Source organism: Gardnerella sp. DNF01141 (assembly GCF_049244255.1).
GTDB classification, from domain to species: domain Bacteria; phylum Actinomycetota; class Actinomycetes; order Actinomycetales; family Bifidobacteriaceae; genus Bifidobacterium; species Bifidobacterium vaginale_E.
Genome location: NZ_CP058391.1, coordinates 386,127 through 402,112 on the forward strand (window position 1 = coordinate 386,127; position 15,986 = coordinate 402,112).

Here is a 15,986-nt window from a genome sequence, read left to right on the forward strand (position 1 = left end):
AAAGATAAATCGCGAGGGATTAGTTAGTTACGCTAGCTAGTTACGCTAGTTACGCTAGAGCTTACTCGTTAGAATGCTTGCGACGGCGAGAAGCCACGCCTGCAGCACCAAGACCTGCGAAGATTGCAGCAAATCCTGCAAACAAGCCAGTTGCAGCACCAGTCTTAGCAATCTTATGGCCAGATGCGCCACTCAAACTATTAAGCAACGCAGCCTTAGCCGCCTGAAGCTTCCTCAAAGCCGCATCAACCTGAGCCTGGGTAGCATTAGGATCGTTAAGCACGCTCTTAGCCTCAGCCAAAGCCTGCCTGTAAGCCACAGCCTGAGCAGTATTAGCATTAGTTTCCACAGCATTGTTAACTTCGATTTGCAAAGCAGTCTTATCTACCAAAGCACCATAAGACTCATGGCCGTTTACAAAACCGTAGCCATTCCAATCTCCAGTACCATTGCCAGAGCCGCCGAAGTGACTCAAGAAGTCAAGAATACGCTTCTTAGCATCTTTAAGCTTCTTCAAAGCCGCATCAACCTCGGCCTGCGTAGCATTAGGATCTGCAAGCACGCGACGAGCCTCAGCCAAAGCATTCTCATACGCTTCAATATCAGCCTTATTGCCAATAATGAAGTACGGCGACTTACGGAAGTCAGCATCGCCGTCAGCCTCGGACTGAAGCTTAGACTTATCCGTGCTATTTCCAGCCTTAAGCTTAGCCTTAGCATCCTGAAGACGCTTCAAAGCCGCATCAACCTCAGCCTGAGTTGCGTTAGGATCTGCAAGCACAGAATTAGCTTCGTCAAGCGCGTTCTTGTACTCGTCAAGAGCCTGCTTAGACGCATCATCACCCTTAGCTTGAGCATTCTGATACTCAGGAGACTTAGTGAAGTCATCACCAGCCTCTTGGCGCAAATCATACTTGACCGTGCTGTATTTGTCTTCAATCTTCTTCTTGGCGTCTTGGAGAGCCTTTAGAGCAGCGTCGAGCTGCTGCTGAGTTGGGACGCCAGTTGCACCATCCTTTGGCTTGCCAGTAGTGCGGTCGAACTTCTCAAGCATATCCTTGGCAGCCTTGAGCTTATCGTTGTAGTCCTTAAGAGCTTGCTTAGATGCGTCATCACCCTTAGCAGTCGCGTTCTTGAACGCAGGAGTGTTCTCGAATACGTCTGTGTTGGTGTCAGTATCGTCGCCGTCCTTAGACTTATCAACTTCGTCATACAGGTCCTTCGGGCTGGTGATGTAGTTCTTAGTAATCTTATCCTTAATTTCCTTCAGATTATTAAGAGCCTCGTCAACTTCTTGCTGAGTTGGGATGTCGGTTGCATCAGACTTTGGTTTACCGTTATCATCGAACTTTTTAAGCAAAGTCCTAGCTTTCTTCAACGCTTTCTTATAAGCATCGACATCAGCATTATCCGACTTGCCATCATCAGCTTTTTTAGCATCAGCATTCTTGAACTCTGGAGTATTTTCGAAGTCATTGTCACCAACGGAAGTTGCACCATCAGCAGTAGACTTCGCAGCCTCATCCTTCAAATCGCTAGCATTAGTTGCAAAGGCATCATCGATGTCCTTCTTAGCTTTCTTCAAAGCTGCAAGAGCCTCATCAACCTGCTTCTGAGTTGGCTTTTTATCTGGATCGGCGTTAGGGTCGGTACTATTTACCTGAGCAATCAAGTCTTGAGCAGCTTTCAGCTTTTCGTTGTAGGCTTCTAGCTTCTTGGTTGCGGAAGTATCCGAAGTCTTATCTTCCTCTGCATCGGCCTTCGCGAGCGCGTTCTTGTATGGCACAGACGCTTCAAACGGAGGAGTTACAGGCTTGCCGTCTTGATCCTTATCGCCAACCTCGTTCTTAAGCTTGTCTGCGTTAGTCTTGTAGCCATTTGTGACTTTGTCCATAGCCTTTTGCAAAGTCTGAAGCGCTTCATCAACTTCCTTCTGAGTTGGGATTCTGCCTCCCGCTGGTCCCTCCTGCTTTGGCTTGCCGTTATCGTCGAATGCCTGAAGAATCTCGATGGCCTTCTTCAAAGCGCTGTCGTTAGTGCTCTCATCCAAAGCTTCAACGGCAGTCTTAGCCGCGCTCTTCTTTTCTGCATCTGCATTCTGATCATCCTTAAGAGCCACAGCATTCTTATACTCAGGCGTCTTCTTAAAGGCGTCATTTGCAAAGTCTTTAGCATCCTTAAGCGCAGCTGCATCGGTCTTGTAGTTGTCGGTAATTTGCTTCTTGGCTGCTTTAAGAGCGTCAAGCGCATCGTTAATCTGCTGCTGCGTTGGACGCTCGCTGTTCTTCTTGCCTGCCTCCGTAGCAGCCTTTACAAGCTCACGAGCTTTCTTGAGAGCATCCTTGTAGGCTTTAACATCCCCCTTGGCGTCTTCGCTCGTATCTGCGTCGGCGTTCTTGAACTCCGACGTATTCTCGAATTCAGTACCAGCTGCGGTTGAACCGTCAGCAGTAGACTTCGCTGCCTCATCCTTAAGAGCTTCGGCATTCGTCTTGTAATCATCAAGCTTGGTACGTGCTTCATCGAGAGCCTTAAGTGCAGCGTTGACTTCTGCTTGCGTTGGCTTTGCGTCTTGTGGCGTATCTGCACTGTCATGCTTCTTCAAAAGCTCTTGAGCTTCGGCCAATGCCTTGTCATATGCCTTCTTAGCTTCTGCCGCCTGCTTGTTCTTCTCGGTATCTTCAACTAACTTAGTTGCGTCATTTGGATCTGCCTTCATGAAGTGAGGATCAGACGCATTGCGGTATGCGTCGGATGTAACAGTACCTTCGGTAGCAGGCGTGTCACCCTGCTTCTCTTTACCGTGCTTTTCGGCGCTTTCCTTGAGCTTGTCAACATTAGTCTTGTAGGCATCAAGAGCCTTGCGTGCTTCATCAAGCTTCTTCTTAGCAGCATCTACCTTTTCCTGCGTAGCCGTTGGATCTTTCAACAAATCCTTAGCTTCATTAAGAGCTTTACCATAATCACCGGCAGCCTTACGCGCAGCATCGTTCTTGGTTTTATCCGGTCCCGAACCATCATCCTTCTGGTAATTTTGCTGCGAGGCGTTCTTAAACGCAGGGCTTGGATGCGTGGTTGCGTCCTCGTTAATCGACTCAATCAGCTCGTCGGTCTTAGTCTTAAACTTATCCAGACCTTCAACAGCTTTGTTAAGCTTTTCAAGGAGCTTTGTCACATCCCTATTCAAAGGCTGACCCTTAGCGTGGGACTGGATGCTCTTAAGATAGTCAGGGCTACTAGTATCTCCATCCTTTGCAGGAATATTATTTGTTGAGATTGGATCACTATCAGGCTTTCCATCAACCGTATCTTGGGGCATTTCATCATTGAAGGCTTTTTGCAGCTGTTCAAGTGCCTTGTCATATGCGTCTTTAGCCTTCTTAGCATCCGATCCTTCAGCACCAGCGGACGCGTTTTTATACGCTGGGCTATTATGAATAGCCAAACTCTGAAGCAACGCCGCCGAAATCTTGCTGGTGTCGGTGGCGTACTTATCGATTGCCTTACGGGCGTCAAGAAGTTGTTTCTTAACTGCATCAACCTTGTTCTGATCTACGGTGCTCCCCGGCTTATTTAATTCATCCATCAAGTCTTTGGCAGCGTGATAAGCGTCGTTATAGGCTTTGAAGTCCTTTGCAGCTTGAGAATCTTTGCCCTCAGCTTGCGCTTTATCAAAGGCATTGAAGTACGCTGGCATCAAATAACCACTGAAGTTGTCAGCAAGCGCTTTACCAAGATCGGTTTTATCCGTAGAGTACTTATCAGCATGAAGTGCTGCTTCAGCGTCTTCAAGATCTTTTTTGGCCTTTTCTACATCTGCCTTTGTAGCTTTGTCATTGGCGAGAACTTCTTTAGCTTTCTTTAGCGCGTCGTCGTAATTCTTAACGACTTGCTGGGCATCAGGATCGTTAGTCTTCGCCTTTGCATTCTTGTAGAACACGCTTTGCTTGTCAGGTTTGGTTGGATCAGGATTATCGAAGCTCTTCTGCACGGCAGCGTCAAGAGGAGACTTGTCGGTTGCGTTCTTGTCGAGATCCGCTTTAGCCTTTTTAAGATCCTCAATAGCCTTGTTTACTTCCTTCTGCGAAGCTTTTGGATCGGCCGCAACCTTATTTGCTTCAGTCACAGCGTTATCGTAAGCTGTACGTTCTGTCTCGCTCGAGTTCTGGTAGGTTGGGTCGGCAGTCTTGAGCTTTTCGTTAGGATCAGCTTGCGTAGCATCACCCGTGTTCACATGACCATGCTGAGCGATGGCATTATTCAACTCATCCTTGTTGGTGGTGAAGTCGTTAAGCTTTGCGCGTGCAGCGTCGAGTTTCGCCTTGGCGTCGTCAACAGCCTTTTGCGTGGCGTTTTCGTCGTCATTTAACGTCTTAGCGTCTTCGAGAGCCTTGTCGTAGGCTTCTTTAGCTTTCTTAGCATCCTCATTCTTCTTGGTATCAGGCTTGCCATCAGCATCTTTGAAGTCGGGATCGCTTACGTTCTTGAACTGGTTCGTTGCTTGCGTACCAGTTGCAGCGCTAGAGCCTTGAGCAGCTGTGCCGTTCTCGTCGATGGACTTCTTAAGCTCTTCTTTCTTGGTAGCATCACCATCAAGCTCGGCGCGTGCCTTATTAAGGTTAATCGTCGCGTTATCGATTTGCGCCTTTTGCTCTTCGGTAAGCTTCGACTCGTCCGTATCCTTTACTTGTGCATACAGCTTAGTGGCAGCATCAAGCGCCTTATCATACGCATTCTTCTTAGCATCAGATGCGTTGTAGTACGTAGACTCGGTTGGAACATCAGTATTATCAACCTTAATAGTCTTGTGCTCGCCAATCGACTTAGAAAGATCCTTTGTCTTATGATTCGTCTGCGGCACAAAGATAACGTTAATTGCCTTAGGCGTGTTGTTTGGATTCTTTTTATACGGATCTGTGTATACACCGCGATAATATGTCAAAGCATATGGTGCAACAAAAAGACGTGTCTTAAAAACTTTGTTCTGCTTAGCAGCAACAGTTACAGAACCAGCCTCGTCGTCCCATGTATACTTACCCACCTGCGACTCTTCATCACCCATATTCGCATCTGAGTTAGCAACTTGTGGATCGCCTATCCAATATGCGCCATTCATCATACCAAGGGTCAGCTCGGTAGTAGGTTCACCATTTTTATCAATTGAATAATGCATATGAGATTTGGTCGGCTTGCCGTGCGAACCTTCGTGATCGAGCTCTTCACCACCCGTAAGCGGACGCAAACCTGTTTTCTGATCCTTAGGTGTGGCTTTGATAAGTTTCACAATCTCAGGAGCGGTGAACTTTTGAGCTTTGGTTGGGTCATAACGATAGATGAGTGTAGTGTGTTTATCGTCACTCCACGAGAAACCCTCATCGCTATCGCGACCATCGAGCTTTTTCTTTACCAGCTCAACGTTATAATCAGTACGAATATCTGGGAGACGCGTGAGTTTATCTTTGGTTATGTCTGATGTAAACTTCGCAAGTGCTTTATCAGTCTTAATGGTTACATTAATATTATTTTCTTGTAAGCCGTTTGAACGGCCTTTATTAGCATCGCCTGCGCCAGTAAGGTCACCCGTAATGTAGGAAAGTGTAATTTGATCTTTGCTGGTAAGGCCAAGCTCTTTGTTGTCTTTGTTAGCGTCAAAAATAGCTGTTTTAATTCGGTCAAGTTCGGCGCTTGAATATCCAAGAGGATTAGCGACAATGACTGATTTGTCGGCTGTAGGAACAGAAATATCCTTTTCTTCAAGCTTTTTCAAAACGAGGTCGCGCAAAGCAATCTTTGGCGCGTCGTTTGGATCCACGCCAGCAAAGTTGATAGTGAATTCACCCTGGTCGTTAATAGTCACCTGATCTAGGCTTACGTTATTAAGGCGCGCAAGCTTGCGTTTAATATCGGCTTTTACCTCGTCGGACACCTTGGACGGGTCAGTGTCCTCAACAATCGGCTTATCAATGCGCGTATCGTAGCGCGCAACCGTAAGCGGAAGCGCCTCAGACTTAAAGCCCAAATCCGTAACCATATAGGTGTTAAGAGTCTTCGCTCCAACTACGTAAGTCTTATCTTTTGCGCCTTGAGCTGAGGTTTCCTTATTAATAGCATCAAACGTAGTCTTGTCGTAAGCATCATCAGCTTTTAAGTTAATATTTTCTGTAAATTTACCAGAAAGCTGATCATTCACCGACTTTTTATCGCTACGCGCAGTATTAATATTGCCAGCTTCAGTAATTGCTGCTTGAACCTTTTCTGCCGTAAGAGGCTGATTATACTTAAGAACCACAGAGCCGGAAGTCTTTGGCGGAACAAGCGTTACAGCACGGAATACGTTTGTTTTATAAGCAACAGTTTCTTTACCATCTTTATTAGTTACATACACGAAAATAGAGCGACTGGCTGTATACTTCTCAGCGCCACCGATATCACCTTTTCTAAAAAGGGTGCTCATTTCAAGAGTTGCAGAACCGTCAGAATTCTCTGTAAACTTATATTCACCAGAATAAGGTTGGTGTTTGTTTAAATCTTTCGAGTAAAAATCAATACCTCTCTCACTTTTTGCATTATTGAAACCATTCGTCTTAGCAGGGAAAATAGCGATACTGGTAATCTTGCCATCTTTTGGCTTTGCGAAATGGAAAGTAACAGTATGCTTTTCACCATCTACGCTGTACGTATTGTCTGAGCTTCCCCAAGCATACGCATTTGGTACAGTGTCAGCGTTATTCTCGTTAATTTCAATCTTGGTATTAGTGGAATCCGTTGTGTTTGGATTAATTTTATTAGGATCTTGACTTGCTGAACCATCAGAAGCGCGATCCTGAACAGCCGCAGCATCGTCAGACGGTGGATTATCTACCGAGCGCTTACCACGACTCTTTACAACAGTCGAGTTATTTTCAGTACCATCAGTATTTACAGTATTCTCGGATTTCTTCTCAGCCTGCTTATTGGTATCCCCAGCCTCTTTATTAGCTTCAGTCTGATCCTTCTTATCAGACTTACCAGTTTCTGCATCCTTACCCTTTTCGTCTACAGAAGCCTTCTCTTCAGCCTCAACCTTAACCTCAGAATCATCCTTCTTATTAGCCCCAGCCTTCTCGCCAGCAGCCATAGGAGCTTTAGCAGGCTCAGCCGCAGCACCAGCTTCCGCAGCCATTGCCGGAGTTGCTCCAAAAGCGAACGCCGCACCGGCTAATACGCCTGCGGCTCCAACCGTAAACGCAGCCACCTTACGAGCGTCAACAGCCTTTTCAATTGCGTTATTTACTGCAGCATCCAAAGTTACCTTGCGTGCGTGTTTCCTAGAATTTGAGCTGGCCATGATCTATCTCCTTAATACCAGATTCTCTCTTAACAAGTCTTTATGAATTTATTAGTGAAGAGCTTGCTGCAGCAATCAAACGCTGATTGAACTACGGTCAAACACATATGAAACTTCTGCACAGCTCTCTGAATCGCTATCTCTTTTATTGATATTTATATTCAATAATACTGAATATACAAGGCTTTTGCAACATATTTGTTATGATGTATAGCCTACTAGACCCCCCCCGCGGGGCTTTATTCCAACGTTTTCGTCAGGTTTTTGTGATCAAAATTAATATAATAAGTGTAAGCTAGATTACAGTTTTAATGGCGATTCTAAACACATGTTTAATATAGAACGCGATTATTTTATGCATTTATACATAGATATACATTTATACGCAGTCGCACGCGCTCACACACATAAAACTTATCTCGTAAGCGCACTTAACATGCACGCTCACGAGATAATGATCAAAAAGTTACCTCCGGAAGGTTAGCGATTCTTAACGCTCCTACCCAATTTTCGTAAACAGCGGCTTCACATTCGACCAAATCCTTCGAGCAATCCCAGGATGATTCATTGTATACAAGTGAATACCATCCACACCCTCGGCAATTAAATCGTTAATCTGCTGAGAAGCAAAAATGCTACCAGCATCGCGCAAGCACTCAGCGTTACTCCCCCAACGATCCATCATTGCGGAAACTTGTGAAGTAATACGAGACGCACACAAGCTCGTCATGCGCTGCACTTGCGAAGCATTCGCCACAGGCATCACCAGCCTCAATCGGCACGTTAATGCCAGCCGCACGAGCTAAATCACGGAAGCGCAAAAAATCCTCGTTATCGTAAAAAAGTTGCGAAATTAAGTGAGTTACACCCGCATCAACTTTGCGCTTAAGATTCTCAATATCCGCCTGCAAACTTTCCGCTTCCGGATGCTTCTCCGGGTAGCAAGCGCCAAGAATAGGCAAATCCGGGTGCTTTGAACGAATGTAGGAAACCAAGTCACTAGCGTGCTCAAAAACGCCGGCCGCTTCCTGGCCTGCAATCACGTCGCCACGCAAAGCCAAAACGCCGGAAACGCCAGCATTGCTAAACATTTCCAAAGCTTCATCAACAGCATCATAATTAAGGTAGCGAGCTGTTAAATGAGCAACAGCATCAATGCCATATTCGGAGCGAATCGTATGCGCAATACGCGCGGTAGCAGTACGATCCTGCAGCTTTCCAGTACCGTAAGTAACCGAAATAAAATCCGGGTCAAGCCCCTTCAAACCATCCAAAGTATCGTAAATCGTACCAATAGGAGATGTGCGCTTAGGTGGAAAAACTTCCAGCGAAAACTTTGGTTTATAAGTCACAACTCACCCCCTGCTCGGCTGATCGATTAGCTTGTTATCTTGCAATTCTTCCCTAACCTCTTTAGCTGCAGCAACAAGATTCTCCAAGCTTGGCCAAGTTTCAGCGTCGCCACGCGTTTTAAGACCGCAATCCGGGTTAATCCAAAGCTTCTCAGCAGGCATCTTGCGCAAAATCTCGTGAATACGCTCCACAAGCTCAGCCTTACCAGGAACGCGCGGAGAATGAATGTCGTAAACGCCAGGGCCAGCCTCAGTTTCAAAATGCGCGTCATGAATAGCGTCAAGCACAACCAAGTCGCCGCGAGAAGCCTCGAAAGAAATCACATCCGCATCCATAGCATCAATGTCGCGAATAATGTCATTAAACTCCGAATAGCACATATGCGTGTGAATTTGCGTAGTCGCAGTAACTGCAGAATGAACCAAGCGGAAAGCAGCAATCGCCCAATCCAAATACTTCTTATGCCAATCAGAGCGGCGAAGCGGCAACTTTTCGCGCAAAGCAGCCTCATCAATCTGAATCACGCGAATACCAGCGCGCTCCAAATCCAACACTTCATCGCGAATAGCAAGAGCCAACTGCTGAGTCTGCTGCTCGTGAGTAATATCCTCGCGAGGCCAAGACCAGTTAAGAATCGTCACAGGGCCAGTAAGCATGCCCTTAACAATATGCTTAGTGCAGCTTTGAGCGTAAGCGCTCCAAGCCACAGTAATCGCAGACTCGCGAGAAACATCCGACCAAACGATTGGAGGCTTCACGCAGCGCGTACCATAAGACTGCACCCAAGCGTTCTTCGTAAACTTAAAGCCGCGCAAATGCTGGCCGAAATATTCAACCATGTCGTTGCGCTCAAACTCGCCGTGAACAAGCACATCCAAGCCAATCTGCTCCTGATGCTCAATGCACTTGGCAATGCGATCGCGCATAAACTCGTCGTAAGCTTCGCGCGAAATCTCACCCTTACGAAGAGCGGCACGAGCGTTACGAATATCTTTAGTTTGCGGGAAGGATCCAATAGTAGTAGTTGGCAAATCCGGCAAGCCAAGAGCTTCCTTTTGCAAACGCTGGCGCTCAGCCCTTTCCGGCAGTCGCACAAAATCAGAATCTTTAAGATTTGAAAGACGATTAGCAACAGCAGCATCCGCCTTCACGCGCGAACCGTCGAACAAAGCCTGATTTTTAGCCAAAACGTTACTTGATTTGCGGCTTTCGTCACTTTCTGCAGCAAGATTTGCAATATCGCGAATCTCCTTCAACTTTTCAACAGCAAAAGCAAAATGCCGCAAAACATCCGCGCCCAAAGCATCCTCACCAACAGTGCTAAAAGGCACGTGAAGAAGCGAGCAAGCAGAAGAAACAGCCACGCGATCCGTAACATTCTCACGCAAAGCGTCAATAAGCCCAAGGCTCACAGCATAATCGTTACGCCAAATATTACGGCCGTTCACAACGCCTGCAAAAAGCGTAGTATTATTGTTCACACCATAACGCTCAATGGCAGCAAGATTTTCATCCTTGCCTTCCACCAAATCAACACCAACGCCGTCAAAACCAAGATTATTCACAGTTTCGTAAGCGTCAGCAATATTTCCAAAATAAGTGTTAAGAAGAATCTTAACTTCCCCACTTCTAGCATCAAGCAAAGGCTTATACAAAGCTTCAAAAAGCTCCAAATCGCCATCTTCTTTATCAAGCGCCAAATAAGGCTCATCAAACTGCAGCCAAGTTGCGCGAAGCTCGCCAAAACGCTTAACAATACTCGCATAAGCGTTAGCCAGAGCCGAAATCACAGACTCAGTTACTTCCAACTCCTGAGCCTCAGGAGTACGAGCCAACTTCAAAAAAGTATAAGGACCAATCAACACAGGCTTCGTTTCCAAGCCCTGCGCGCGAGCCTCCAAAAACTCGTCAAAAGGCTTAGTTCCAGCCAAACGCAAGTCTTGCGGATTCTCAACTTCCGGCACAATATAATGGTAGTTAGTAGTAAACCACTTCTTCATCGGCAACGCCGTCACATCGCCGCGCTCACCCTGGTATCCACGCGCAATAGCAAAAAGCGTATCCTCAGCATGCTCAAAATTCAATTTACGATAACGCTCCGGCACAGCACCCAGCAAAATAGCAGTATCGAGCATTTGATCATAGTAGCTAAAATCATTACTTGGAATTAAATCAATTCCAGCTTCCGCCTGCAAACGCCAATGCTTAGCACGCAAAGACTGAGCAACATCACGCACATCATCCAAAGAAGCATCCTGCTTCCAGTAGCATTCAATAATCTTCTTCAACTCACGATCAGCACCAATACGTGGAAAACCAGACACCGAAGTTAAAACCGTAGACATACATCCTCCAAAAAATTTCTTTTCGACTCACATTTACATTTGTTTCTTTCGACTCGCTTTAGCCTAGCAAAGAAATGCGCGACTGTGGTCATTAAAGAACTTGGGGTGTCGTTATAAGCTTAATTTATATGCTTAATTTCGTATGAACTAACCAGTTGTGAGCAATGGGAATTACTAGCGCGCCACCTTGTTTAATGTGGTGCGAGTTTGGGGGATTTCTTTCCTCGCACGTCCCGTCCTTCGGGCGCTCTGGCTGTTAAAAGAGTTTAGCGTGTTCGCCTTTCTTAAAGAATGTAGCTTCTCAGTCCTCTTTTAGTGCTCGTAAAGAAATCCCCCAAACTCTGCATGCTAATTCGTTAATAACCATGCACATCGCAGAGATTTTTCGATTTTTCTTCTTCGCTCGACGAATCAGCAGCCTACGGCTCTGACGTTCGCCTCGCTCAGTGCGAAAAATCTCAAATCTCACCACACGAATATTCATACACTAAAGTAACGAAATTAAGCTATGGGTGGGTGCGCGGTAGGTAGGAGTGGTTGGTGCGATGTGTGCAGCAGCAATGACGCTAGTGTTTGCTAAGCAACAAGTAATCACCGTCCGCAGAGCAATACTGCAAAGCCACAAAATCACTGTTCACAAAAGCAATACTGCAAAGCTAGGCGAAGGATTTGGGGGTTAGGATTGCGAGAGCCGTGGCGCCTCGCAAGCCGCAAGTTGCAAACGGTCGATCGGAAGCAAGCACCACAATCGACGCATTAGCAAGCCCCAAACGCATCGCCCCAAGCACATCCGGATCCGAATCAGGCGAAGAAAGCCACTGCGCAGCCATAGACATCGTCGGCTCATGACCCACAATCATCGTCGTATGAACATCACCTCGAACCGCCTGCAACTCGTCCATAACCGACTGCATACCACCATCGTAAAGACTTTTGCGCGACTCAACCACAGGCGCATCGCCAAAACGCTTCAACATTCGCTTCAAAGTTTGCTCAGTGCGATTCGCACTAGAACACACAATATAATCCGGCACAAGCTTCAAAGACTCCAAGCCTTTTGCCATAATTTTCGCCTGCTTCAAACCCTTATCGGTAAGGCCACGACCCCAGTCATCACCCATTTCAGGCGCCTCAGCTTTAGCGTGACGCATCAGCAACAAAACATACTTACTATGATGTGCTTTCTTCATAAGCTTTTTCATTGGTGATGCCATAATGATCTCCTACTTAGCTTGACTATGCTCTATTTCTTGCGATTGCACAGTTACTTGCGATTGTAAAGCTTGCAAATCTTGCGGCAATTGCGCAAGCTGCACGTCTAAATCGCGCAATACTTTACGAAGTTTACGATCCGAAATATCGCGCAAAGACAAGTCTTCCAACTGCTCAGCGCGCTCTTCGGCTGTCATATCGTCAATATCGCTCACAGTATCTTTAGTACCATGCTCACGTTTTTTCAAAGCGCTAAAACCTTCAGCCATTGCGCGCGAAACAATCAAAAATCCAGTGTGTCCAATCATCGCGTGATCCGGCCTAACAGCCAAACCTTGCGCTTTCCAAGTGCGCTCCAATGTTTCCTGAATCTCCGGCTCAGTCCACACGCCGCTTTCTCTCAAAGCTTCAGCCATTCGAGACATTTGCGTAGTAGTCGTAACGTACGCAATAAGCACGCCACCAGGCACAATAACGCGATGCGCTTGTTCAAGTCGATTCCAAGGGTCAAGCATGTCTAGCATAATTCGATCCACGCTGTGAGCGTCTAAAGTTTTTGCAACAGAATCAAAATCGCCAGTAAGTAAATTCCACCATTCTGGACGCTTACCGTAGTACAAAGTTGCGTTGGACTCGGCAATACGCGCAAAATCCGGTCGAAGCTCAATAGTAGTCAGCTTTCCACTCTCCCCAACTGCGTCCAAAAGGCTTAAGCTCATAGCGCCAGATCCAGCGCCCGACTCCAAAACGCGCATACCGGAGCGAATATCTCCTAAAGCGATTACTTGCGCAATATCTTTAGGATACATAATTTGCGCGCCTCTAGGCATAGAAAGCACGTAGTCAACCATGCGCGGTCGCATGACTACGTAATCCCAGCCACCAATAGCGCGCGCTGCTTTCCAAGGTTTGTTGGACGATTTAGAAGGATCAGCAATAGTTTGTTGAGCTTCACGCTTCGCACTAACAGTAGTAATTACAACGCCTTCGCTTTGACCAATCACGTCATCGTGACAAATAAGACCATGCTCAGTTTGCGTAACCCCGCCTGAAACAAGTTGTGCAGTAATTCGCTTACCTTTACGATCGGTGAACTGAATCTTTTCACCTACTCGCAACACACCACTACGCGAATTAACTGACTGCACAAAACACCTCACTTATTTTAGAGCGACTTTTTAGAGCGACTTTTTAGCGCGACTTTCATTATTTCTACTATTATAAACTCACCGTTGTAAGCGGCATAGCAGAATCAATAGCAAAGTCAGGCGCTGAAGGGCGAACCCCTGCTTCCACCAAATTTACGCCAAGCATTGCAACCATCGCACCGTTATCCGTACAAAGCTTCAATTCCGGCAAACGCACTTCAATTCCATGCTCCTTGCCGCAAGCCAGCAAATGCTCACGAAGCTGCGAGTTAGCGGAGAATCCACCGCCAATCATAAGCGTTTTAGAACCGTACTGCTCGCAGCCCATCATAGCTTTGCGTGAAAGCACATCCGCCACAGAATTAGCCAAAGAAGCACACACGTCATCAACTGGAATTTCAAGACCCTGAGCCTCACGTGCCTCCACCCAGCGCGCAACAGCAGTTTTTACACCCGAGAAACTGAAATCGTATGGATGCTCCTTGCCGGAACGACCTTGCGTCAAACCTTGCGGCACTTTCAAAGTATCCGGATTGCCAAGCCTGCCATGCCTATCAATATGAGGACCGCCCGGGTATGGGAATCCAAGAAGTCGCGCAACCTTGTCAAAGCACTCGCCTGCAGCATCGTCCAAAGTTGTGCCAACAACGTCAATGCTTCTAGCAATATCATTCACGTGAAGAAGCGAAGTGTGGCCGCCGGAAACAATTAAAGCCAACACATCTTCCGGCACGTCACCGAATTGCAATTGCGTTACTGCAATATGCCCGATTACGTGGTTAATGCCATAAATTGGCTTATTTGCAGCCCAAGCCAAGGCTTTAGCTCCAGAAACTCCCACAGCTAAGCAGCCTGCTAGACCAGGGCCTGCACTTACTGCAATCGCGTCAACATCGCTTAAATCCATGTTTGCGTCTGCCAAAGCTTTAGAAACAACCGGCACAAAAGCTTCAGCGTGAGCGCGGGAAGCAATTTCTGGAATTACACCACCGTAACGCGCGTGCTCCTGCATTGAAGATGCCACCACATTTGACACCAGCGTACGTCCGCGCACAATAGCTGCGGCTGTTTCGTCGCAAGTCGATTCAATTCCTAATACGATTGCTTCGCTCATTGCTATTCCTCGTTATTCCTCAGTTCCGTTATTTTTTGTGGTTAGATCAGCGCACATTGTGTACGCATCAACACCTTCCGGCTGATAGTATCTTTTTCGCAAACCCATTTTCGCAAAACCAAAGCGATTATACAGTGCGAGCGCAGGAACATTGTCAACTCTCACTTCCAGAAGCATGCGTTTAGCGCCAATTTGTTTTGCGGTTTTAATCATGGTTAATAAAAGCTTAGAGGCTACTCCTTTTCGTTGATATTGCTTTGCAACGCCAATTGTCATGATTTGTGCGTCATCGCCGTCAAACCAGTAGCCAGCATACCCGCATAACGTATGCGTATTTTCGTCGATTTGAGCATAATACGCGCGCATAGGAGCTTGCAATTCTTGCGAAATCATGCTCTCATTCCATGAGCCTTTTCCAAACAAATCGGCTTCAATTGGCGCTATTTTTTGCGCTAACTCATCGCAAGTAAAATCGCATTTCGACACTATATTGCAACCTTCGGCTACTGCTGGAAATTTAGAACGCGTTATATCAACAATCATAATTACTCAAATCGTTACAACGCTTCTATTTTTCTTTAGCTCTATTTGCTTCGCCAGATCCAAGTACGTGCTTAAGCGGATTTGGAACGGAAACGTCCGGACGGCGCAAATACAGCGGTTCAACAGCTTTTACGTGCTCATCTTTATTTGCACATTCCAAAGAGCACTGTTCGAAAATCTGCAAGCCTTTCACACCCAAATCAAGTGCAGAAACTTCGGCAATAACGCCAACGCGAGCAATATTTCGCCAATCTTCAGCATACTTTTTAGCACCGTGTCCGAGCACATCCACGCAATAATTTTCGTCATTTACGCTAGCTAAATACTCATTCACACGAGACACAACATTCTGCGGATAGTCAATATCCATATCGATTAACGTATTTCCTTCATCGTCGTACAAAGACATGTACACTTGGCGACGGCGCGCATCGTTTAGCGAAAGCACATAGTTACGAATATTAGAATCGCAAGAATCAGCAGAATCCGGAAGATTTAGCAGCAAATTCTTTTCTATACTGCCATTTTTTACAGCTTCTTTAAATGCACCAGAGCGCATCATAAGACTTTGAGGAAGAAGACTATCGCACCCCAAAATTTGGGCATTATTTGCAAACGCGATTGCTTTCGCAGCAACTAATCCCGCGCGAAGACCAGTAAAAGGAGCAGGACCTACTCCAACAACCACACGATTAATATCCGAAGGCTTAAGCCCCGCATTTTCCACAACTTTCGCAATATTTACTTGCAAACGCTCCACGTGAGTGCGAGAGTCGGTTTCAACGATTGGCTCATGGCCCACAATTCCAACAGTAGAACCAAATGATGTGTCAATAATCAGCGTATTACTCATGTTTATTCCTCGAAGTCATGTACCTGACTAGCTTACTCGCTTACCACAACTTGCTTTATTTATTGCGATATTTGTTGTAATATTTTCTGCT

Annotated in this window: 7 protein-coding genes and 1 pseudogene; all 8 read right to left on the reverse strand. The window is 46.3% G+C overall.

Annotation, left to right across the window (positions count from 1 at the left end; genetic code table 11):
- Positions 1–61: 61 nt before the first annotated feature.
- Positions 62–7,327 (reverse strand): peptidase, encoded by a 7,266-nt coding sequence (locus HXT35_RS01450; RefSeq protein WP_421788213.1) that lies wholly within the window; start codon positions 7,325–7,327, stop codon positions 62–64.
- A gap of 499 nt (positions 7,328–7,826) precedes the next feature.
- Positions 7,827–8,679, reverse strand: a pseudogene (gene metF, locus HXT35_RS01455) (methylenetetrahydrofolate reductase [NAD(P)H]).
- A gap of 3 nt (positions 8,680–8,682) precedes the next feature.
- Entirely contained in the window at positions 8,683–11,025 is a 2,343-nt protein-coding gene (gene metE, locus HXT35_RS01460; RefSeq protein ID WP_421788215.1) for a 5-methyltetrahydropteroyltriglutamate--homocysteine S-methyltransferase, read from the reverse strand.
- 656 nt (positions 11,026–11,681) lie between these two features.
- The gene (locus tag HXT35_RS01465; RefSeq protein WP_004127113.1) at positions 11,682–12,239 is read right to left on the reverse strand and encodes a SixA phosphatase family protein; all 558 of its coding nucleotides are present in this window, start codon (positions 12,237–12,239) and stop codon (positions 11,682–11,684) included.
- Positions 12,240–12,248: 9 nt separating this feature from the next.
- On the reverse strand, positions 12,249–13,385 hold the full coding sequence (locus HXT35_RS01470; RefSeq protein WP_004127111.1) for a tRNA (adenine-N1)-methyltransferase: 1,137 nt from the start codon (positions 13,383–13,385) through the stop codon (positions 12,249–12,251).
- A 70-nt stretch (positions 13,386–13,455) separates the two neighbouring features.
- The gene (gene tsaD / locus HXT35_RS01475) at positions 13,456–14,499 is read right to left on the reverse strand and encodes a tRNA (adenosine(37)-N6)-threonylcarbamoyltransferase complex transferase subunit TsaD (RefSeq protein WP_004127109.1); all 1,044 of its coding nucleotides are present in this window, start codon (positions 14,497–14,499) and stop codon (positions 13,456–13,458) included.
- A 12-nt stretch (positions 14,500–14,511) separates the two neighbouring features.
- The gene (rimI, locus tag HXT35_RS01480; RefSeq protein ID WP_004127104.1) at positions 14,512–15,042 is read right to left on the reverse strand and encodes a ribosomal protein S18-alanine N-acetyltransferase; all 531 of its coding nucleotides are present in this window, start codon (positions 15,040–15,042) and stop codon (positions 14,512–14,514) included.
- A 25-nt stretch (positions 15,043–15,067) separates the two neighbouring features.
- Complete coding sequence (gene tsaB, locus HXT35_RS01485; RefSeq protein WP_004127102.1) at positions 15,068–15,895, reverse strand: tRNA (adenosine(37)-N6)-threonylcarbamoyltransferase complex dimerization subunit type 1 TsaB; 828 nt, start codon at positions 15,893–15,895, stop codon at positions 15,068–15,070.
- Between the last annotated feature and the right edge of the window lie 91 nt (positions 15,896–15,986).

What these genes read in the sequence shown, in the direction of transcription:
- HXT35_RS01450 (WP_421788213.1), bottom strand. Translation starts at nt 7,327, where the DNA reads ATGGCCAGCTCAAATTCTAGGAAACACGCACGCAAGGTAACTTTGGAT.
- metE (WP_421788215.1), bottom strand. Translation starts at nt 11,025, where the DNA reads ATGTCTACGGTTTTAACTTCGGTGTCTGGTTTTCCACGTATTGGTGCT.
- HXT35_RS01465 (WP_004127113.1), bottom strand. Translation starts at nt 12,239, where the DNA reads ATGGCATCACCAATGAAAAAGCTTATGAAGAAAGCACATCATAGTAAG.
- tsaD (WP_004127109.1), bottom strand. Translation starts at nt 14,499, where the DNA reads ATGAGCGAAGCAATCGTATTAGGAATTGAATCGACTTGCGACGAAACA.
- rimI (WP_004127104.1), bottom strand. Translation starts at nt 15,042, where the DNA reads ATGATTGTTGATATAACGCGTTCTAAATTTCCAGCAGTAGCCGAAGGT.
- tsaB (WP_004127102.1), bottom strand. Translation starts at nt 15,895, where the DNA reads ATGAGTAATACGCTGATTATTGACACATCATTTGGTTCTACTGTTGGA.